17 protein-coding genes are annotated in these 21,414 nt (G+C 66.9%); 4 read left to right on the top strand and 13 right to left on the bottom strand.

The window, feature by feature from the left end:
* Nucleotides 1-33 precede the first annotated feature (33 nt).
* Both ACUTAG_RS25305 and parE read right to left on the bottom strand, forming a co-directional pair.
* Nucleotides 34-645: a YcxB family protein gene (locus ACUTAG_RS25305; protein WP_148316573.1), complete on the bottom strand. Its 612-nt coding sequence runs from the start codon at nt 643-645 to the stop codon at nt 34-36.
* Nucleotides 645-2,606: a DNA topoisomerase IV subunit B gene (gene parE, locus ACUTAG_RS25300; protein ID WP_026383474.1), complete on the bottom strand. Its 1,962-nt coding sequence runs from the start codon at nt 2,604-2,606 to the stop codon at nt 645-647. Before parE ends, ACUTAG_RS25305 begins: the two co-directional genes overlap by 1 nt.
* A 329-nt stretch (nt 2,607-2,935) precedes the next feature.
* On the opposite strand from parE, the gene trxA reads away from it, so the two are divergent.
* Together trxA and rho are read left to right on the top strand one after the other, a co-directional pair.
* The gene (gene trxA, locus ACUTAG_RS25295) at nt 2,936-3,262 is read left to right on the top strand and encodes a thioredoxin TrxA (protein ID WP_006387817.1); all 327 of its coding nucleotides are present in this window, start codon (nt 2,936-2,938) and stop codon (nt 3,260-3,262) included.
* A gap of 117 nt (nt 3,263-3,379) precedes the next feature.
* Nucleotides 3,380-4,639, top strand: a complete 1,260-nt coding sequence (gene rho / locus ACUTAG_RS25290) for a transcription termination factor Rho (RefSeq protein ID WP_006387816.1) — start codon at nt 3,380-3,382, stop codon at nt 4,637-4,639.
* A 122-nt stretch (nt 4,640-4,761) separates the two neighbouring features.
* Here rho and ACUTAG_RS25285 read toward each other — a convergent pair whose 3' ends face one another.
* Nucleotides 4,762-8,400: a YhdP family protein gene (locus ACUTAG_RS25285; RefSeq protein WP_392388237.1), complete on the bottom strand. Its 3,639-nt coding sequence runs from the start codon at nt 8,398-8,400 to the stop codon at nt 4,762-4,764.
* Between the two features lie 83 nt (nt 8,401-8,483).
* Between ACUTAG_RS25285 and glnE the strand changes: the two genes are divergently transcribed.
* Nucleotides 8,484-11,249 (top strand): bifunctional [glutamate--ammonia ligase]-adenylyl-L-tyrosine phosphorylase/[glutamate--ammonia-ligase] adenylyltransferase, encoded by a 2,766-nt coding sequence (glnE, locus tag ACUTAG_RS25280; protein WP_006387814.1) that lies wholly within the window; start codon nt 8,484-8,486, stop codon nt 11,247-11,249.
* A 99-nt stretch (nt 11,250-11,348) separates the two neighbouring features.
* Nucleotides 11,349-12,023: an epoxyqueuosine reductase QueH gene (locus ACUTAG_RS25275; RefSeq protein WP_006387813.1), complete on the top strand. Its 675-nt coding sequence runs from the start codon at nt 11,349-11,351 to the stop codon at nt 12,021-12,023.
* 36 nt (nt 12,024-12,059) lie between these two features.
* Here the strand turns inward: ACUTAG_RS25275 and ACUTAG_RS25270 are convergent, their stop codons facing one another.
* From ACUTAG_RS25270 to ACUTAG_RS25225, 10 genes are all read right to left on the bottom strand, one after another.
* The gene (locus ACUTAG_RS25270; RefSeq protein WP_006387812.1) at nt 12,060-13,031 is read right to left on the bottom strand and encodes an AraC-like ligand-binding domain-containing protein; all 972 of its coding nucleotides are present in this window, start codon (nt 13,029-13,031) and stop codon (nt 12,060-12,062) included.
* A gap of 149 nt (nt 13,032-13,180) precedes the next feature.
* A complete protein-coding gene (locus tag ACUTAG_RS25265; protein WP_392388236.1) occupies nt 13,181-13,753 on the bottom strand; it encodes a c-type cytochrome in 573 nt (190 codons plus the stop codon).
* Nucleotides 13,750-14,265: a methylamine dehydrogenase light chain gene (locus ACUTAG_RS25260; RefSeq protein WP_026384885.1), complete on the bottom strand. Its 516-nt coding sequence runs from the start codon at nt 14,263-14,265 to the stop codon at nt 13,750-13,752. The genes ACUTAG_RS25265 and ACUTAG_RS25260 overlap by 4 nt, the downstream gene beginning before the upstream one ends.
* Nucleotides 14,249-14,887 (bottom strand): methylamine dehydrogenase accessory protein MauD, encoded by a 639-nt coding sequence (mauD, locus tag ACUTAG_RS25255; protein WP_026384884.1) that lies wholly within the window; start codon nt 14,885-14,887, stop codon nt 14,249-14,251. The genes ACUTAG_RS25260 and mauD overlap by 17 nt, the downstream gene beginning before the upstream one ends.
* A 20-nt stretch (nt 14,888-14,907) precedes the next feature.
* Entirely contained in the window at nt 14,908-15,465 is a 558-nt protein-coding gene (locus ACUTAG_RS25250; RefSeq protein WP_026384883.1) for a MauE/DoxX family redox-associated membrane protein, read from the bottom strand.
* Nucleotides 15,462-16,652 carry an amine dehydrogenase large subunit gene (locus ACUTAG_RS25245; protein ID WP_026384882.1) on the bottom strand — a complete coding sequence of 397 codons (1,191 nt, stop codon included), beginning with the start codon at nt 16,650-16,652 and terminating at the stop codon, nt 15,462-15,464. Before ACUTAG_RS25245 ends, ACUTAG_RS25250 begins: the two co-directional genes overlap by 4 nt.
* Before the next feature lie 30 nt (nt 16,653-16,682).
* Nucleotides 16,683-17,564: a transporter gene (locus ACUTAG_RS25240; protein ID WP_020926900.1), complete on the bottom strand. Its 882-nt coding sequence runs from the start codon at nt 17,562-17,564 to the stop codon at nt 16,683-16,685.
* A gap of 68 nt (nt 17,565-17,632) precedes the next feature.
* Entirely contained in the window at nt 17,633-19,141 is a 1,509-nt protein-coding gene (locus tag ACUTAG_RS25235; RefSeq protein WP_148316572.1) for an aldehyde dehydrogenase family protein, read from the bottom strand.
* Nucleotides 19,142-19,307: 166 nt separating this feature from the next.
* Nucleotides 19,308-20,297, bottom strand: coding sequence for a quinone oxidoreductase family protein (locus tag ACUTAG_RS25230; RefSeq protein WP_006387805.1), 990 nt, complete (start codon nt 20,295-20,297; stop codon nt 19,308-19,310).
* 63 nt (nt 20,298-20,360) lie between these two features.
* Nucleotides 20,361-21,341 carry a DMT family transporter gene (locus ACUTAG_RS25225; protein WP_148316571.1) on the bottom strand — a complete coding sequence of 327 codons (981 nt, stop codon included), beginning with the start codon at nt 21,339-21,341 and terminating at the stop codon, nt 20,361-20,363.
* Between the last annotated feature and the right edge of the window lie 73 nt (nt 21,342-21,414).

Below are 21,414 nucleotides of genomic sequence, written 5' to 3'. Positions count from 1 at the left end.
TGGTTTCAGGTAGACAAATTCATTGAAACGGCGTCATTGGGGACGCGCGGCGCCCAGCAGCTGGGTATCGGCCACGTGCTCGCGCAACTGGGCGCGCACCGCGTCCAGGGTGGCGGCGTCCTGCCCGCGCTTGGGAACGATCACGCCTTGCAGCGTCCCCAGGATGACATACAGATGCTGCGGTGTTTCCTCGACCCGCCGCACGTCGACCCAGTCGATGCGCCCCGAGGCGTCGGCAATGCTGTCCTCGATGCCGTCGGCGCCGAACACCAGTTGGTGGCGCCCCAGGAACATCCCGTCCGGCCGCTTGGCCAGCATGCGGCGCGTGTTCATGCGCACCAGTCCCGGCAGCACGAACTCGTAGGCCAGCGCCAGCAGCGCCAGGATGCCCAGGCCGACCGCCAGCCCCTCGAAGTACACCGGCAGCAGCAGGCCCCAGTTCGGGCCAGGCCCGTCCCAGGTCTGCCAGACCAGGTAGCCCAGCAGGACCACCACCATCAACACCGCGAAACGCAGGTGCGACAGGTAGCGGCGGCGGCGCAATTCGGGCCGCTTGTACACATAGGCCGCGAATTCGGCATAGTCGTCGGCGGTCAGGTCGACCGCCATGGCGGCGGACGGCGGCGGGGACGAGGGCAACGACATCAGATGTCCAGCTCCGCCAGGTTGCCCTTCTCTTCGATCCAGGCGCGGCGCTGCGAGGACTCGCCCTTGCCCATCAGCATGTCGAACATGCGGGTGGTGTCTTCGGGGGTCTGGTCGCCATAGCCCACCGGCAGCAGCCGGCGCGTGTCCGGATTCATGGTGGTTTCCCACAGCTGCTCGGGATTCATTTCGCCCAGGCCCTTGAAGCGGCTGACCGCCCAGCTGCTTTCACGCGAGCCTTCCTTGCGCAACTTGTCCTGCGCGGCTTCCAGCTCGCCTTCGTCCAGGCAGTAGATCTTGCGCGCGGGGCGCTTGCCCTGCGCCGGCACGTCCAGGCGGAACAGGGGCGGCTTGGCGACGTAGACGTGGCCGGCCTCGACCAGCTTGGGAAAGTGCTTGTAGAACAGCGTCAGCAGCAGCACCTGGATGTGCGAACCGTCGACGTCGGCGTCCGACAGGATGCAGATGCGGCCGTAGCGCAGCCCCGACAGGTCGGGGGTGTCCCCCGGGCCGTGCGGATCGACGCCGATGGCGACCGAGATGTCGTGGATTTCGTTGTTGGCGAACAGGCGGTCGCGGTCGACTTCCCAGGAATTGAGCACTTTGCCGCGCAGCGGCAGGATGGCCTGGAATTCCTTGTCGCGGCCCATCTTGGCCGAGCCGCCGGCCGAATCGCCCTCGACCAGGAAGACCTCGGTGCGGGTGGCGTCGCTGGACTCGCAGTCGGTCAGCTTGCCGGGCAGCACCGCCACGCCGGAACTCTTGCGCTTTTCGACCTTCTGCGCCGAACGCTGGCGCGCCTGCGCCTGGCGGATGGCGAGTTCGGCCAGCTTCTTGCCGTATTCGACATTGCTGTGCAGCCACAGGTCGAGCGCGCTCTTGGCGAACCCGCCCACCAGGCGCACGGCGTCGCGGCTGTTCAGGCGTTCCTTGATCTGGCCCTGGAATTGCGGGTCCAGCACCTTGGCAGACAGCACGAAACTGGCGCGCGCGAACACGTCCTCGGGCAGCAGCTTGACGCCCTTGGGCAGCAGGCTGTGCAGCTCGGCAAAGCCCTTGACCGCGCCGAACAGGCCTTCGCGCAGGCCCGACTCGTGGGTGCCGCCGGCCGGCGTCGGGATCAGGTTGACGTACGACTCGCGCACCGCGTTGCCGTCCTCGGTCCAGGCCACCACCCATTGGGCGCCCTCGCCTTCGGCGAAGGTTTCGTGGTCGGCGCCGGCGTACTGCTGGCCCTCGAAGAACGGCACCATCAGCTCGGCGCCCGCCAGCGCCTCGGACAGGTAGCCGCGCAGGCCGTCCTGGTACTGCCAGGTCTTGGTGTCGCCGGTCTTTTCGTTGACCAACGAGACCTTCACGCCCGGCAGCAGCACGGCCTTGCTGCGCAGCAGGTGGGTCAGCTCGCCCAGCGGGATATTGGGGCTGTCGAAATATTTGGCGTCGGGCCAGACCCGCACGCGGGTGCCGGATTTCTTGCGGCCGCCTTGGTCGTAGGGCGCCAGCGGTTCGGCGACGTCGCCGCCCTTGAACACCAGCCGGTTGACGGCGCCATCGCGCCACACCACCACTTCGAGGCGGGTGGCCAGGGCGTTGGTGACGGACACGCCGACGCCGTGCAGGCCGCCGGAAAAGGCGTAGGCGCCGCCGCCAGCCTTGTCGAACTTGCCGCCCGCGTGCAGCCGGGTGAAGACCAGCTCGACCACGGGGGCGTTTTCCTCGGGGTGCAGGCCGACGGGAATGCCGCGGCCGTCGTCCTCGACGGAGACGCTGCCATCGATGTGCAGCGTAACCAGGATCTGCTTGCCGTGGCCGGCCAGGGCCTCGTCCGCGGCGTTGTCTATGACTTCCTGCACGATGTGCAGGGGGTTTTCGGTGCGGGTGTACATGCCCGGGCGCTGCCGCACGGGCTCCAGCCCTTTCAGGACGCGGATGGACGCCTCGTTGTAACGTGGAGTGGCCAAGTTATCCCCAACATCTGTGGAAAAAAACCGACATTTTACGGATAAGCCCAGATTCTGCGCGGCTCCGGGTGGGATGCGCACGACCTGACCAGCTCCGAATTCGGTAGGATGACGATAGAGACACAGCCAGCGGATCCGGGTTCAATGCGCCGGATCGCGATAACTGCGCCGCGATATCCTACACAAAAGCGGCGAATACTGTTGTTATAAACAGTGGTATGCCTGTTGTTATTGACAGTGGTATGCTTTAATCCATTCCACAAACAAGAACAACGGCAAGGCGCGTCCCTTTTTACGCGCCTTTTGCTGCCGAACCGAGAAACACCATCATGAGCGACCAAATCAAGAACGTCAGTGACGCCAGCTTCGATGCCGATGTGTTGAAATCCGGCCAGCCGGTGCTGGTGGACTACTGGGCTGCCTGGTGTGGCCCCTGCAAGATGATCGCCCCGATCCTGGAAGAAGTCGCCACCGAATACGCCGGTCGCCTGACGATCGCCAAGCTCAACGTGGACGAGAACCAGGGCACCGCCGCCAAGTACGGCATCCGTGGCATCCCCACCCTCATGCTCTTTAAAGACGGCCAGGCTGCCGCCACCAAGGTTGGCGCGCTGTCGAAGTCGCAACTTACGGCATTCCTGGACGGCGCGTTGTAAACTGCGTGCTGTGAACGAACGCGCCGCCCTGGGGGCGGCGCGCATTCAATACCGCGCGAGCCCGTCCGTGGCGCGCCGCCAGAACCCTCCTTTACTTTTCCCCCAACACTCACCGCGATGCACCTCAACGAACTGAAGGCGCTGCATGTCTCGCAGCTGCTGGAAATGGCCGCTGGCCTGGAAATCGAGAACGCCAACCGCCTGCGCAAGCAGGAGCTGATGTTCGCCATCATGAAACGGCGCGCCAAGCAGGGCGAGCAGATCTTTGGCGACGGCGTGCTGGAAGTCCTGCCCGATGGCTTTGGTTTCCTGCGCTCGCCCGAGACCTCGTATCTGGCCAGCACGGACGATATCTACATCTCGCCGTCCCAGATCCGCCGCTTCAACCTGCACACCGGCGACTCGATCGAAGGCGAGGTGCGCACGCCCAAGGATGGCGAACGCTACTTCGCGCTGGTCAAGGTGGACAAGGTCAACGGCGTGGCGCCCGAGGCGATCAAGCATCGCATCATGTTCGAGAACCTGACGCCGCTGCATCCGAACCAGCCGCTGCGCCTGGAACGCGACATCAAGAGCGAGGAAAACCTCACCGGCCGTATCCTCGACGTCTTCGCCCCCATCGGCAAGGGCCAGCGCGGCCTGATCGTCGCCAGCCCCAAGTCCGGCAAGACGGTGATGATGCAGCACATCGCGCACGCCATCACCACCAACTACCCCGACGCAGTCATGATCGTCCTGCTGGTGGACGAGCGGCCCGAGGAAGTGACCGAAATGCAGCGCACCGTGCGCGGCGAAGTGGTCGCCTCGACCTTCGATGAGCCCGCCACCCGCCACGTGCAGGTCGCCGAAATGGTCATCGAAAAGGCCAAGCGCCTGGTCGAAATGAAGAAGGACGTGGTGATCCTGCTGGACTCGATCACCCGCCTGGCGCGCGCCTACAACACCGTGGTGCCGGCTTCCGGCAAGGTGCTGACCGGCGGTGTCGACGCCAACGCCCTGCAACGTCCCAAGCGCTTCTTCGGCGCCGCGCGCAACCTCGAGGAAGGCGGCTCGCTGACCATCCTGGGCACCGCGCTGATCGAGACCGGCAGCCGCATGGACGAAGTCATCTACGAAGAATTCAAGGGCACCGGCAACTCCGAAGTGCACCTGGAGCGTCGCCTGGCGGAAAAGCGCGTCTACCCGTCCATCAACCTGAACAAGTCGGGCACCCGCCGCGAAGAACTGCTGATCGCGCCGGACCTGCTGCAGAAGGTCTGGGTGCTGCGCAAGTTCATCCACGACATGGACGAAGTCCAGTCCATGGAATTCATCCTGGACAAGATGCGCGCCACCAAGACCAACGCCGAATTCTTCGACATGATGAAGAAGAAGTAAGCCGTCGCCGCCCGCATGCCGGGCGCACGCATCGATTTGGCGAGGATTGCCCCACGGCGGTCCTCGCCAAATGCTTTTTGGGAGCCTGTATCGCCATGCCAGCGATCGCTGGGGCAGCCGGATCAGTGCTCGATGAACTCTTCCAGGCTGCGCGGCTTGGGCGTCTGCTTGGGCGCCGGCTTGCCCGACGCGTCGATCGGGTCGATCTTGGGATCGTCCCAGCTGCCGGTCACGGCGTATTCCATGGTCATGGCGCGGGCCAGCGGCTGCTTGAGCACCCATTGGGTCACGAAGGCGCCCAGGCCGATCAGCGGATTGACCGCCAACGCCGTCACCATGGCTGCGCCACTGGCGTCGAGATTGGGGATCACGACCGCTTTCAGATCCCAACGCTCCTGCACGATGTTGACGCCCCCCGCCAGCACGATGGCCGCGACCGGGCCATTGATCTTGTAGCCCTCGGTATTCAGCGAACCATCGGCCAGCTTGATCTGGCCGCGCACGGTATCGAAAGGAAAGCCGTCGCGCAGCAGGTTGGTCGGATTCACGTCGAGCCGGGCCAGGCGCTGCAGCGACTGCAGCGACAGCAGCTCGAGCAGGCGCGCCGTACGCGAATTCACGTGCATGAAACGGCCCTTGTCCAGGCTGATCTCGGCGTCGCCCACCAGGTCGGCGATGTCATGGGTCCATGGCAGGTTGCGCCAGGTCGCCTTGCCCTTGATGCTGCCGGTCCCGCCGGACACGACCCGGTCAAAGCCGATACGATCCATGAAGCTGCCGACGTTCTCGAACTTGGCGGTGGCGTCCACCGTCAAGCCACGCTCCGGGCCTTCGAGGCGCCAGGCACCGGTCGCATTCAAGGCCGCGGCGTCATTGGTGATCGACAGTTTATCCAGGCGCCACTGGCGACCACGCTCCAGATTCGTGCCCAGCACCTGCAATTCGCCCAGGTTCTTGCCATAGAGGCGGAATTCCTTGGCCTGCAGGTCGATGGCGGGAATGTCCGACAGGTCGTTGCCCGAGGAAAGCGCCTTGTCGGCCTCGTTGGTGTCGTCGGCGCCGCCCAGCGCGAGATACTTGAAACGGGCGGTGATCTGGCCGGCGATCGCGCCGGACGCTTCGCGCCATGACAGCGAACCGGCTGCCTGGCGCGACTGGATGTCCACGCGCCATTGGGCCGGCGCCGGACGGGTGGCGTACAGGGTCAGATCGTTCAGCGTGTAGCCGCTGGCGCGCAGCAGGCCCGCGCTCAGGCTGACGCGCTCGGCAACCGGCAGCAGCGGCCGGGCCGCCGCGCGCCCCTTGGCTGGCGGCGGGTTGAAGCCGTTGGACACGGCTTCCCAGGCGTCCATGTCCAGTTCCGGCAGGCTGGCGTTCAGGCTCAAGCCGCGTTCGGGCAGGCTGGCGGGACGCTCGATCCCGAGCGCGCCGCGGGTGAAGTATGACGGCGAGGCATCGGCCGGATCACGTTCGAAAAGCGCATTGAGATTGTCGCCCAGGCTGGCGGTGAGCCAGCGCCTGCCCTTGGCTCCCGGATCCTGCGCGGCCCCCCATTGCAACTTCAGGGGCCGGGCCAGCGACGCCGGCTTGCCCACGGGCGCCGGCATATCGATCGCCAGGCCGGTCAGGTCGGACTCCACCGACAACTCGACCGAACCGCCGCGCTGGTAGCCGATCCGGCCCTTGTAGGCGGTCTTCCCGGTAAAACGGCCCATCGACGGCGTATTGCTGATCTGCGTCAGCCCGGATCCCGCCAGCACGCCCTCGAAACGCAAGGCATCGGTCGGTTGCGCCAGGCTGCCGCTGAGCTTGACCGGTCCGCCCAGGAACTGGGCGCGGATCTCCTTGGTGCGCACGCCCTTCTCCGAAAAATCCAGGTCGCCATGCATCTGACTGAGCAAGGGCATTTCCGGCATGAAGGTGAAGGTGTTGTCGGCGAACTGGATCTTGCCTTCCACCTGCGTGTCGTCGGTGTTCATCAACGGCACTTTCAACTTGAGCGGCATGCGCCAGGTGCCGGTGCCGCGCGCCTCGTCCAGCGCGCCGTCCAGCAACTGGCCCAGCGGCGAGCTTTCCGAGAGCGCCAGGTAGGCCGGCACCGGACCGCTGGTTTCGCCGTTGACGGTCAATTGCGCATTGTGTTCCATATCCGGGATGGAGGCGGTCACCGCGCCCAGCGTCACGGTCTGGCCTGGGCCGGTATGCGCCAGCGCGCCACCCGGACTGTCGAGCACCAGCCCAACCTTGTCGATGCGGAAGCTGCCCGACAGGTTCTCCAGCATCGGCCAGCCCTTGCGGTGAGGGCGCGCCGGCGCGTAGTCGACCTTGGCGCCGGAATAGGCGCCGGCGATGACGAACTCGCCGCTCGATCCGGCCGCCCCGAAGGGAAATTCGTCCAGGTCGCCCTTGAGCACAATCGACGCCGACTCCATCTGGCCGGCCGGCAATCCGGTCGCGAGCCATTCGCGCGCGTCCGCGTTCACCTCCAGCGGCAGATAACGATGGATCGCGTTCATGGCGCCGCGCACCAGCGTGCCACGCATGTCGACGCTACCCGCCGCGCTCCTGCCTTCCCTGCGCCACTGCCCCTGCAGACGCACATCCAGATCGTCATTGGCGATCCGCAGTTGGGCCACGTCGATGAACCAGTCGTGTTCGCTGGTTCCCTTGATGCGGGCGTCCAGCGCCACCTCGTCGGCTCCCAGCTCGGGTTGTTCGAATATGCCCGGCAGCGCCACGCGCAATTGCTCGGCATGGCCAATGACCGACAGGTTGGCCGCGCCGGAACTGCGCGCCAGCGGCACGCGCTCGCCGTCGATGAAATCGCCCGGCACGCCCTCGATGCGGACTTGCGCATAGCCGGCGCGCACCGCGGTGGCACCAGGCGCCGCCGACCAGTCCACCCCCCGCGTGGCCACGTCGGCCGTGAGCGTGGTGAACTTGCCATGATCGAGCTGCAGCCAGGCGCGGGTGCTGATGCGTCCCTTGATCGGCGGGGGCGACAGCCAGGGCGCCCAGGCCAGGGGTTCGGCGTCATCCAGCGCGGCGTAGAGCTGCCCGCTCCAGTTGGCCGGGCTGGCGGCATTGGCCGAGAACAGGCTGCGATTGAATTCTCCGCGCAGGTCCACTTTGCGCGCCAACACCGGATCGCCGTCGGCGCGCAGCACGAAGCGATGCGACAGGCTGCCATTGCGCACCAGCAGATCGACATTGTTCAGCACCAGATCCGGCGCCTGGCGCAATTCGTCCTGCCAGCGGATCCGGGCGCCACGGATCTGCACCTCGCGCTGCCCGGTCAGCCAGCGCAGCGCCGGATGATTCAGGTCCGACTGGTGATCGCTGGCATTCAGGTCGATGCCCTGCCCCGCCACCCACAGGCGGTTGGCGGCGTCGCGGCGCAAGGTGAGGTCCGGCTGCTCCACCCGCAGGCGCAGCAACGTGGGCGACAGGGTGAACAGGCTGCGCCAGGCCAGCACCGCCGACACCGAAGGCAGGCTCAGGACCGGCTCCGGCACGTCGTCATAGACTTGCACCGCGCTGAGTTCGAGCTTGGGGTTCAGGCCCTGCCAATCCGCCCGGATGGCCCCGATCGCGACGCGTGCGCCCAGCGCCTGGCTGGCGTAGGCTTCGATCTGCGGGCGCCATTGGTCCACGCGCGGCAAGACCCAATAGCGCACGCCCAGGAGCCCGATGGCCACGACGCCGTACACGGTCAGCGCCACCCAGAACAGGCAGCAGAACACTTTCTTTGAAACAGACACGGATCGGTGGGCAGGAGAATAGTCTTGCGGTATCGTCCCCACTTATACCTGAAACGCGTCCATTCGTCTCCCGTCCGATCGCCATGTCCATGCCCGCCCTGTTCGCCCCCGCCCTTGCCTGGTCCGGCCACCTGCGCCGCCGTCTCGATGCCCATCCGGACCTGGCCGCGTGGCTGGAAGACGCCGTGCGGGAACCCGTCACGCGGGAACGGCTGGCGCACTGGCAGGCCGAACTGGCCGGCCCCGGCGCGCCGGACATCCTGCCCGTGGAATTGTGCCGCCAGGTGCTGCGCAAATTGCGCGAGCGGGTCTTCAGCACGCTGATCGTGCGCGACCTGGCCGGCCAGGCGCCGCTCGAGGAAGTGGTGGGCGCGATGACGGCGCTGGCGGATGCCGCGGTGGCCGCCGCCTATCGCAGCGTGGCCGCCGAATTGGCCGAGGTGCACGGGGTGCCGCGCGACCCAGCCACCGGCCTGCCCCAGGAAATGCTGATCGTGGGCATGGGCAAGCTGGGCGGCGCCGAACTGAACGTGTCCTCCGACATCGACCTGATCATGCTGTACGGCGAGGAAGGCGACACCGATGGGCCGCGCCGCATCAGCCACCACGAGTTCTATGGCCGCCTGACGCGCCGCATGATGCCGGTGTTGTCCGAGGTCGACGCCAACGGCCAGGTGTTCCGCACCGACCTGCGCCTGCGTCCCGACGGCGACGCCGGCCCGCTGGCCTGGAGCCTGGACGCGCTGGAGCACTATCTGATCGGCCAGGGCCGCGAATGGGAACGCTACGCATGGCTCAAGGCGCGCCTGATGCCGGCGCAGGCGTTCGAGGGCAGCGACAGCGCCGCCCAGGCCCGTCAGCTGGAAAGCCTGCGCGTGCCCTTCGTCTACCGCAAGTATTTCGACTTCGACGCCTTGGCCGCCCTGCGCGCCCTGCGCGAGCGCATCCGCCAGGACTGGCAGCGGCGGGCTTCCGCCCGCAACGGCATCGACAGCGCCAACAATATCAAGCTGGGCGATGGCGGCATCCGCGAAATCGAATTCGTGGTGCAACTGGCGCAGTTGATCCGCGGCGGCCGCATGCCGGCACTGCAACAACGCGGACTGTTGCCCGCCCTGCACGCCGAATGCGTCGCCGGCCTGGTTCCGGCGCAAGACGCGCGCCGCCTGGAGGATGCCTACCGGTTCCTGCGCCGCACCGAACATGCGCTGCAATACCGGGAAGACGAACAGACCCATCTCCTGCCGGGCGACCCGGCGCTGCGCGCCGGATTGGCCGCCGCCCTCGGCATGAGCGCGCAGGATTTCGAAACCACACTGGCGGCGCATCGCCAGTTCGTCTCGCAGACCTTCCGCAACGTATTCCGCATGGTCGGCATGGACAAGGCGGACAGCGCCGATGCCACCGAAGAAACCACCGCGGACGAAAGCGACGAGCAATGCGAACTGGCCGAGCAGATCCGCCAGGCCTTCGGCGAGCAGGCCGACGACCTGCTGCGCCGCACCGAAACGCTGCTGGGCAGCCATCGCGTGCGCAGCCTGCCCGAAAGCAGCCGGCGCCGCATGGAAACGCTGTTGCCGGCCGCGCTGCGGGCCGCCCGCCAGACCGACGCGCCGCTGGACGCGGCGGTGCGCCTGTTCGACCTGATCGAGAAAATCGCCCAGCGCAGCGCCTATCTGGCCCTGCTGGCGGAATACCCCGACACCCTGGCGCGGGTCGCGCGCATGGTCGCGGCCAGCCCGTGGGCGGCCCAGTACCTGACGCAGCATCCGCTGCTGCTGGACAGCCTGATCGACTGGCGCACGCTGTTCGAACCGCTGGATTTCGCCCAGATCGCACGCCAGCTGTCCGCCGACCTCGACGCCTGCCGCCTGCCCGATGGCGATCCCGACATCGAGCGCCAGATGAACCTGATGCGCGACGTGCAGCGCCAGGCCAGCTTCCAGTTGCTGGCGCAGGACCTGGAGGGCGAGCTGACGGTCGAAAAGCTCGCCGACCAGCTATCCGCGCTGGCCGACCTGCTGCTAACGGAAACCATCCGCCGCACCTGGCCGCTGGTGAACAAGGTCGCGGGCGCCGAACCGCGTTTCGCCGTGATCGCCTACGGCAAGCTGGGCGGCAAGGAACTGGGCTACGCCTCCGACCTGGACCTGGTGTTCCTGTATGACGATGCGCGCGAGGACGCCGCCGAGGTCTACGCCAAGCTGGGCCGCCGCATGACCTCCTGGCTGTCGACCATGACCTCGTCGGGCCGCCTGTATGAAGTCGATCTGCGCCTGCGCCCGGACGGCGACGCCGGGCTGCTGGCGGTATCGGTCGAAGCCTTCGAGCAGTACCAGCAAAAGCACGCCTGGGCCTGGGAACACCAGGCCCTGACCCGCGCCCGCTACGCATCCGGCGATGCCGCGGTCGGCCAGCGCTTCGAGCAGATCCGCGAAGCCATCCTGGTAATGCCGCGCGATACCGCCAAGCTGCGCGAGGAAGTGCTGGCGATGCGCCAGAAGATCAACGCCGGCCATCCGAACAGCACCGACCGGTTCGATCTCAAGCACGACGCCGGCGGCATGGTCGACGTGGAATTCGTGACCCAGTACCTGGTGCTGAGCCATGCCGGCACCCACCCGGTGCTGGTGCGCAACCTGGGCAACATCACCCTGCTGCGGCTGGCCGGCGAGGCCGGGCTGATCGATCCGGCATTGGCCGCGCGCGCGGGCGACGCCTACCGCACGCTGCGGCGCGTGCAGCACCAATTGCGCATGCAGGGGGTGGAAAAGGCGCGCGTGGCGCCGGACCAGTTGCAGGCCGAGCGCACGGCCGTGCGCGAACTGTGGGATGCGGTGCTGGGCTGAACAACGGGGGACGCCCCCCTCCGCTTGCCACGCGCCGCCCGCCGTCACGGCAACTCGGCGTAAAATAAGGGGTTTTCCGTCTCATTGCCCGCTTTGACCATGTCCGAATTCGTGCGCCCCAAACTCGACCTGCCCGTCGGCCGCAGCAAGGTGCTGTTGCACTCGTGCTGCGCGCCCTGTTCCGGCGAAGTCATGGAAGCCATGACGGCTTCCGGCATCGACTACGCGATCTACTTCTACAACCCGAACATCCATCCGGTCAAGGAATACGAGATCCGCAAGCAGGAGAACATCCGCTTCGCCGAGCAGCACGGCATCGAATTCATCGACGCCGACTACGATATGGACAACTGGTTCGAGCGCGTCAAGGGCATGGAAGACGCGCCCGAGCGCGGCGAGCGCTGCACCGCCTGCTTCGACATGCGCTTCGAGCGCACCGCGCTGTATGCCCACGAGCATGGCTTCGACACCATCACCAGCTCGCTCGGCATTTCGCGCTGGAAGGACATGAACCAGATCAACGGCTGCGGCGAACGCGCGGCCGCGCGCTACGACGACCTGGTCTACTGGACCTACAACTGGCGCAAGGGCGGCGGCTCGTCGCGCATGATCGAGATCAGCAAGCGCGAGAACTTCTACCAGCAGGAATACTGCGGCTGCGTCTATTCGCTGCGCGACACGAACCGCCATCGTCGCGCGCAGGGCCGCGAGCGCATCCACATCGGCGTGAAGTTCTACGGCAAGGAAGACCTGATCAACGCGGAAGAGCTTTAAGGCCTGCGTGGGTCCGCGCCGGCCCCGCCCGGCCGCTCAGTCCGGCTCGTCCGTCCGGCGTCCCTGGCGCCGGTATTCCGACGGCGACACCCCATAGCGATTGCGGAACGCGTGGCTGAAGCGCGCCGCGTCCGAGAACCCATGCCGGAAGGCGATCTCGCCGATCTGCCGCGCGGTCTGTGCGGCGTCGGCCAGCATGTCGCGGCAACGCTCCAGCCGCGCGCCGAGAATGAAGTCGGCCGGCGTGGTGGCCGCCTGCGCGAACAGGTTGTACAGATAACGCCGCGACACGCGCAGCGCCTCGGCCGCCGTGGCCGGCGACAGATCGGGGTCATGCAGGTTCTCGATCAGGTACTGCTGCACCCGCCGCAATTGCGCCTGCCGCAATTCAGCGGGGTCTTGCGCCCCGCCCCCGCCCGCCCGCTCACTGATGTCGAGCCCCATCATCTGCATCACCGCGTTGGCGGCGTCGCGCGCGGCGCTTTCGGACAGGTGCGCGTGTTCGCTCAGGGCCACCCGCAGCAGATCCATGGCCATCCGGCCGCAACCATGGCGCGCGCTGAAACTGCGCGCCACGGCGTTGCGCATGGCCGGCAGCCAGGCTTCGGACTGCTTGGCGGGCACCTGCATCACCAGGAAATGCGCATTGTCGTCGACATCGACCTCGTACGGCCGGGTGGTGTCGTAGATGCCCCATTCGCCCGGCATCAGCAAGGCGGTGCGCGCGGCCTGGCGGATTTCACTGCGGCCGTCGAGCTGCAGCGTCACCTTGTAGCCGGACGCTTCGGCCCGCTCGGCCAGCAGCCGGGTGCGCCGCACGCGCTGGGCCCCCGTGCGCATTTCGCAGATCTGCATCCATCCCAGCGCATCCACCGCCACGCTGCTGCGAAAGTGCTTGGGATCGGCGGCCGACACTTCCAGCGGCACGAACGTGTTGCTGATGTTTTCCTTCCAGCTGGCGCAATCCAGGAACTGCTGGGGCGCGCTGCGTACGAGGGGGGGTGACATGGCGACTCCAGCGCGCGGCATGGAACAAGTGGCGGTCTTCTTTCTATCACCGAGCCCCGGGCGCGGAGTATCGGTGACAACCCCTAGGGCGCAACCGTAATCCAGCATGCCGGGCGCCCTCCGCGCCGGCGGGCCCGACAACGAGCGCCTCAGGGCTTGCGGGCGCTGCCATACGAATAGTCGGACAGGGCAAAACCCAGCGCCCCCAACTCACGCGCGAGGCCGTGGCGTACCGGCACCACATCGTCGTATCGGCGTGGCCGGGCCGCCGCCACCTCGTTTTCGGTGTACGGACGGAACCCGGCCGGCAGTTGCGCCGGGCTGAAGGTGTGGAGCAGCCAGTTCAGCACGTTCGCCAATTCGGCGTTGTTCAATTGTGAATAGGCGGCGCCCGGCACCCGGATGAGGTATTCGCGGCCCGCGGGCAGGTGCGTGAACGCGCCCACCGAATTGCGGAAATCGGGAATGCCGTGCGGTGTGCTGCCGCGCCCGTCGACCCGATGGCACCCTGCGCATTGCAGTATGTAGTCGGCGCGAGCGGCCTGCCACAGCGCACCCGTGTCGGCCGCGCCCGGGGCGTCTGGCGCCGCGGCGGGGACGACATCGCCGGCGGCCGCGCCGAAGGGCGCGGCCGCCGCCCCGATGGCCATGGCACAGGCGAGCACAACCCCGGCGCCCCGCCGCCGCGCCCCGCCGCGAGCCCTTGCCGCCGCGACGTTCATGGCTTCTTCTTGGCCAACCCCACGATGACGGAGGTGGTGCAATGGAAGATGGACGATTCGTTCGACATGCACCAGTTGACGTCGTTGTGCAGGAACATCTGGTAGCCGGGCCGCTCGCGCTCGGCCGAGGCGCACATGCACTTGCCGCAGGCCGTCTTGCCGCAGCAGTCGTTGTAGCTGATGAGATAGTCCTTGCCATCGAGCGGGTTGTGGCAGGTTCCCACCCACGATACCGCCGACGGCGAGGTGCCCGGCGGGCATGAGGTCATGCTGCCACCGCAGCATGAGCACAGAAAGCCGTCCACCGCGCAATAGCGCCAGTAGTCGCAAGCGGTCTCGTCGGTCTGCGGCTTCTTGGCCGCCGCGGGCGCCGAGCGGGCCACCGGCAGCACCGGCACCAGGAAGGCGGTGCCGACCAGCACGCGGCCGATGCGGTTGAGCACGCTACGGCGCGAGGTGGTGTGGGCGACGGAGCGCGTGACGCGCTCGCCAAGCTTATCCAGCCAGAGCATTGCCGTTCTCCTTGCGTGAAACACGGGTTTCCTGCAGCGCGCTCCCGGCCAGGAATTCCTGTACCGAGGCCACGCCCAGCTCCTTGGCCGTGAACAGGCTTTCGAGCTGCTCGCGGGAATTGATCAGGCCCTTGGCGCGGATCACGCCGGACTCGTCGATCAGCACGGCATAAGGCAGCTTGCTGATCTGGAACTTCATGCCGAGTTCGGTCGACAGCAGGTAGGGAAAACGCTCCAGGCCGGCCTGGCGGTAGAACGCCAGGTGCTCGGGCATCTCGCCGTCGCTGGCCAGCACGATGCGCAGCCAGGCGCTCTCGGTGCTCGCCACGGACTTCAGGATGGGCAACAGTTTCTTGCACACCGGGCAGGTCGGCGACAGGAAGAACAGCAACTGGCTGTGCTGGCCGCGTTCGCCGATGGTCAGGCGCCGCCCCAGCAGGTCGGCCAGCTCGAACCGCGGCGCGGCCTCGCCCACCGCCGGCCCCTTGTCCATGGTCAGGGCCCCCATCGGCGCCACGCGTTCGTACAGCACGCCGATCTGGCGCGACAGCGCCAGGATGACCAGCAGCAGGCAGAGCACCACGCCCCACAGCAGAAAATTGGAAATGATCAAGGCTTCCATATCGTGTCTCTCCGTTGTTCCTAGATGTGCAGCTGCCGCAGCTTCAGGTGCGAGGCCAGCAGGTGATTGGCGGTGAAGTAAAGGGCCACGGCGCTCATCGCCAGGCCGAACACCGAGGCGGCGTCGGCCCATTGCAGGCTGCGCGATGCGCCCTGCGCCGCGGCGAAAACCGGCAGCGTCCACAACGCCAGCAAGGCGTTGCGCGGCACCATCCACCAAGACAGGCCGGCGCCGCGCGCCGCCGCGCCGCGCATGGCGGGACCGCCGCAGCCGCAATCGATGTCGCGGCGACCGCGTGCCAGGTTCACCGCCACGCCGACGGTGGCCAGCGCCAGCACCAGCAGCGCCAGCGCCGCCCCCGGCGAACGCAGGCCGGGCGCCAGCAGCAAGGCGCCAGCCAGCGCTTCGGCGAGCACATAGCCCCAGGCAAACAGGCCACCGAACGCTGCCGGCACGATCTCATAGGCCTGCACGGCGGCGGCAAACGCGGCCATGTCCTTGAGCTTTTCCAATGCCCCCAACAGCAGCACGCAGGCCAGCGCGGCGCTGGCGGCATAGAGCAGGACGGGATCGGTCATGGCGTGCCTCCCGGTTGCGGTTCGACCTGCAAGGCGGTTTCACCGGCGCCCTGGATGGTGCCCTTGAACACCGGCGCGGCCGGCGCCGCATCGTAGACGTTGACGTTGCCGCCGTCGATGGTGAACAGGCGCGGCTTGTCGTCCTGCGACACCGACATCGACAACGCGTTCTTGCCCGGGATGCGCGCCAATCGCTTGTGCGTGGCCAGGTCGTAGACCCAGATCTCGGCCGCCGGCGTCTTGTGCGACCCCTCGGCGCCATTCGGATGCATGCCCACGTACAGCCGCTTGCTGGCGCGGTTCACCGCCAGCAGGTTGTAGCCGCCGGGGCGCCAGCCGCGATCCTTGCCGGAAGCGTCCAGCAGCGACCAGCGCTCGCCGAAGCGGGCCTCGGCGCCGCTGAAGTCGGCGCTGTAGACGTTGCCGTTGTACGAGACGAAATAGAAGGTGTCGCCCAACCGGTCGGTATGGGTGAAGATCGGGTCCTTCTCCACCTCGAACATCGGCTTGCTGCGCTGCTGGCCGGATGGCTTGCCGGCGGCATCAAGGTCGACCGTGACGAAAGAGCCGTCGCCGCAGATGCTGGCGAAGCTGCGCGGCCGCGATGGCGGCACGATGATGCTCCAGCAGCCCGCCGCCGCGGTCACTTCGTCGGTGAACTTGCGCGTCTTCAGGTCGACCACCGTCACCGACGACGCGGGCGTGGCGTTCTGCACGAACAGCAGGCCGCCGTCCGAACTCTGCTGCAGGTAATTGCGATAATTCAACGCCTGCGCGCGCTTCTCCGGGATGGGCACCTCGTACTTGGGCGTCAACGTCTCGGCATCCCAGGCCTCGACCACGTCGGTGCGCTTGCCCCGGTTCAGGCGCTCGTAGTAGGTGGTCATGATGTAGATGTCCTTGCCGTCCGCGGACACCGTCATGTGGCCGTTGAACGACGAAGGCACCAGCCCCAGGAATTTCATCGTATCGCCGTCATAGATGTTGATGCGGCTGTCGACCAGGTGGTTGAACACCGCATCCATCACGTACAACCGATGCGGCGTGGCCGGCGGCAGGCGCGTGCCGCCCTTGAGTTCCTCGACCGGCAGGTCGGCGCGGGCAAGCCCGGCCGCGGCGGCCAGCGCCGCGCACAGCGCCCACTTGCCGGCCCGCCCGGCGCTGCCCTTGGCACAAAGCGCAATCATTGGCTCTCTCCTGGTGTCATGTCCATGCTCCTAGAAGGCGTAGACGTAGCGCATCTGCACGCCCCGCATGCGCGGGCCGTTCTCGACCTTCAGGTCGTGGATGTACTGCATCTGGATCTGGTTGGCGTCGTTGATCTGGTGGGTAAGCTCCAGCGCCAGCTGGTGGTTGCGCGCGCGGCTGGTCACGGTTTCGCCGCTGGAGCGCTCGCGCCCGCCAGTCTCATAGCGGTAGCGTATGCCCGTATAGGTGTCGGGCGTGAGGTTGGTGGAAGCCAGCGCAAAGAAACGGAAGGACGGGTCCTTCTTGAGCGTCTGGCTCATCCAGTCGGTGTTGCGTCCGTAGATTTCCACTTCGGCGATGGCCTCGAGGAAGGTGGACTCGCCCACGCCCTTGACGAACGAAAAGTCCTGGACCGTGGACCAGCGATTCTTGCCTGGCGAGGTGTCGGGGCGCGAACCGTCGTAGCGGCCAAGCGGCACCACCACGAAGGGTTCCCAGGCGAACCAGGTCTTGGTCTGCTCATTGTTGTAAAGCCAGATCGCGGAACCCAGGGTAACGTCGCCGATACCGGTCTGGCGATCACGCGAGGCGCCCGGCATCTCCATGGTGGTGCGCGACATCGGCACGATGAACTCCAACTGCACGGTCTTGCCGAACAGTTCGCGATAGTGCATCTGGCGGTAGATCAGCGCGTCCACGTCCACCGAGGCGCCGTCGACGCGCTTGCCGGCCGAGTACAGCCCGGACGAACGCAGTCCGGACAGGTAGCCGGCGATGATATTGGTGCCCACCGGCGCGGGTATCCAGTCGCGCGCGCTGGGATCTCCGGCCCATGCCGTCTGCGCCATCGCCAGGCACGCCAGCAGCAATGCTGTGCGCGCCCGGGCCCGGCAATTGGTCTTGCCTGCCATGCACTTCCCCTTGGTTGCGCGGCCTGCGCGCGCCGGTATCTCCCGGCTTGTCCCGCGCGGCCGTCAGTCTAGTAAGCGATACAAACGGACTTCTTCTCCAGGTACAGATCGAGGACGGCGCGGCCATGTTCACGGCCGACACCGGACTGCTTGAAACCTCCGAACGGCATGTTCGGGTCCAGCATGTTGTGGGTGTTGATCCAGAGCGTGCCCGCGTCGATGCGCGGAATCAGCCGCTGGACCCGCGCCAGGTCATTGCTCCAGAGACTGGCGCCCAGCCCGAACGCGCTGTCGTTGGCCAGCCTCACGGCGTCGTCCAGCGTGTCGAAGGACTGGGCCACCACCACCGGCCCGAAGATCTCCTCGCGGGCGATGCGGGCGTCCTGCGGCAGATCCGCGAACACGGTCGGCCGCACGAAATAGCCGCCGCCCTCGCCCGCCTCGCCGCCGGCCAGCACCTTGCCGCCTTCGGCGCGGCCGATACCGATGTAGTCCATCACCCGTTGCTGGTGGCGGGCCGACACCAGCGGACCGACCTGCGTATCCGGGGCAAAGCCGGAACCCAGCTTCATGCCGCTGGCCAGGTCGGCCAGCCGCTCCACCACCTTGCCGTACAAGCCTTTCTGCACATACAAGCGCGAGCCGGCGGTACAGACCTGTCCCTGGTTGAAAAAGATCGCGGCGGCGGCTCCCTGTGCCGCCACATCCGCATCGCAGTCATCGAGCACGATGACGGGCGATTTGCCGCCCAACTCCAGCGAGACGCGCTTCATGTCGTCCACGGCGGCGCGGCCGATGAGCTTGCCGACTTCGGTGGAGCCGGTGAAGGCGATCTTGTCCACGCCGGGATGCGCAACCAGCACCGCGCCAGCGGTCTCGCCACGGCCGGTCACCACGTTGACCACGCCCGGCGGGAACCCCGCCTCCAGCACCAGTTCGGCCAGGCGCAAGGCGGTCAGCGGGGTTTCCTCGGCCGGCTTGAGCACCACCGTGCAACCGGCGGCCAGTGCCGGCGCGATCTTCCAGATCGCCATCAACAGCGGAAAATTCCACGGAATGATCGCGGCCACCACGCCCACCGGCTGCGGCAGTGTGTAGGCGCTGTACTTCACCCCGGGCGGGAACGGGATCGACAGGGCCAGCGTGTCGCCGGTCAGCTTGGTGGCCCAACCCGCCATATAGCGCAGCCATTGGGCGCCGGAGCCGACCTCCAGGCCCTGCGCCACACCCAGCAGCTTGCCGTTGTTCAGGGTCTCCAGGCGCGCCAGTTCCTCGCCATGGCGTTCCACCAGGTCCGCCAGGTTCAGCAGCAGGCGCTCGCGTCCGGCCGGCAGCATCTCGTGCCAAGGGCCACCGGCGAACGCCCGGCGCGCGGCCTGCACCGCCAGGTCGACCTGCGCCGCGCCAGCGTCCAGCTGCATGGCGATGATCTCGCCGGTTGCCGGATCGTGGACGGGAATGGGATCGCCCTGCCCCTCGCGCAGCGGCTTGCCGTCGACGATCATGTATTCCCGGATGGCAGCCAATTCCGGACGGCCGGTGGCGGAAACGCTGGCGGAGGGGCGGGCGGACGACATGCGAAAGCTCCAACGGATAGTGTCGGGCCAGCATAGCAACGGCCCATCGCGTTCGCTTGTCCGCCCGTGCATGGCGATTTGTCCCGGTGCGCACGGCCCAAAAAAAAGCGGGGCGCTCGCTGCGCCCCGCCTTGCCAATCGCACGCCCCCCGGGGGGCGCGCCGGATCAATCCAGCATCAGCACGGTGGCGCCGGTGGTCTTGCGCGAGGCCAGCGCGGTCTGCGCTTCGCCCGCCTGTTCCAGGCCGTAGCGCTGGTCGATACGCACCTTGATCTTCTTCTTCAGGACCAGGTCGAACAGCTCATCCGAGGCGGCCTGCAGCTTTTCCAGCGTGTTGACGTGCACGCCCAGCGACGGCCGCGTCACGTACAGGCTGCCCTTCTGGTTCAGGATGCCCAGGTTGACGCCCGCCACCGGACCGGACGCATTGCCGAAGCTGACCATCAGGCCGCGCGGCTCGATGCAGTCCAGCGAGGTTTCCCAGGTGTCCTTGCCGACGCCGTCGTACACCACCGGCACCTTCTTGCCGCCGGTCAGGGCCAGCACGCGCTCGGCGACGTTCTCGCGCGAGTAGTCGATGGTTTCCCAGGCGCCGTTGGCGCGCGCCAGCTCGGCCTTCTCGGGGCTGGAGACGGTGCCGATCAGCTTCACGCCCAGGGCGCGCGCCCATTGGCAGGCGATCAGGCCGACGCCGCCCGCGGCGGCGTGGAACAGGATGGTCTCGTTGCCCTGCAGGCGGTAGGTCTGGCGGAACAGGTACTGCACGGTCAGGCCCTTGAGCATCACCGCCGCCGCTTCGTCGAAGCCGATGCCCTTGGGCACCTTCACGACCTGGTTGGCCGGCACGTTGCGGGCCTTGGCGTAGGCGCCGATGGGGCTCTGGCCATAGGCCACCCGGTCGCCCTTTTTCAGGTGCTTGACGTCGGCGCCCACGGCGGTGACCACGCCAGCGCCTTCGAAGCCCAGGCCATGCGGCAGCGGATGGGGATACAAGCCCGTGCGGAAATAGATATCGATGAAGTTCAGCCCGGCCGCATGCTGGTCGATGGTGACCTCATTGGCGGCCGGCGGCGGCACTTCGACTTCGACCAGTTTCAGGACTTCGGGACCGCCATGCTGCTCGATACGGATTGCCTTGACGAGATTGCTGGCCATGCTGGCCTCCTTTCATTGGATTGTTGCGACGCAAGCTTGAGAATCAAACGGGAAGCCCGGACTTCAACGCGGGGCAGCGTTGCTGCCGGGCGCGGCGGGCGAAGGCCTGGCGGCCCCGCCCCCCATCAATACGAATACACCCGCCAGTACCAGCGCGGTCCCGGCCATCTGCCAGACCGTGATGGGCTCTTGCAGGAACCACGACGCCAGGAACAACACCGACACCGGCCCCAGCATGCCCAGGAGCGAGGCGGTCGGCGCACCGATCAGCGCCACCGCCCACATCAGCATGAAGACGGGCACCACCGTGTTCAGGGTGGCGTGGATGATCGAGTAGCCGTACACGCCCATCGGCTGGACCAGCACGGAGGCGGGATGGATCACGAAGAACTGCACGATGCAGGCCACGCAGGACACCAGCATGGCATAGGCCACCAGCCGCGTGGGTCCGACGCGCTTGATCAGCTCCCCGGAACAGATCAGGTACACAGAATAGCTGAGCGCCGAACCGAAAACGAACAAAGACCCTGACAACACCTCGACGGAGCCGCCGAAGCTGAGGTCATGGGCAAAAACCAGCACCACGCCGGCGTATGACAGCGTCATTGCCAGCCACTGGCGGCGCTCGACCGGGCGCTTGAACCAGAACGCCGAAATCAGCACCACCAGCGACGGCGACAGGAACAGGATCAGCCGCTCCAGGCTGGCGGTGATGTAGCGCAGGCCGAGAAAGTCCAGGAAACTGGACAGGTAATACCCGAGCAACCCCAGCAGGCAGACCTGCAGGCGCTCTTTCCAGGTCATGACGACGATCTCGCCGCGCGCCGCCAGGCGCGACTGGTGCCAGGCCACGGCCGCGAAAAACGGCATGGCGAACAACATGCGGAAAGCGATGAGGGTGACCGCGTCGATGCCGTAGCGGTAGGTGAACTTGACGACGATGGCCTTGGCCGAAAACAGGATGGCGCCAAGCGCGGCCATGAAGAACCCGGCCGCGCGGCTGGAGGGACGGGAGACCGGCAAAAGCTTGGCAATACGATTCATGCGATGATTTTAGATTCAGCGCCACGGGATTTGCACGCCCGCGCGCTTTTTTTAGCCACTAGCCCAGCGTCCC

The organism is Achromobacter sp. CSND-B12 (assembly GCF_052906545.1).
The sequence above is the reverse complement of the archived record's forward strand: the minus strand, read 5'-3'. Positions and strand labels throughout refer to the sequence as shown.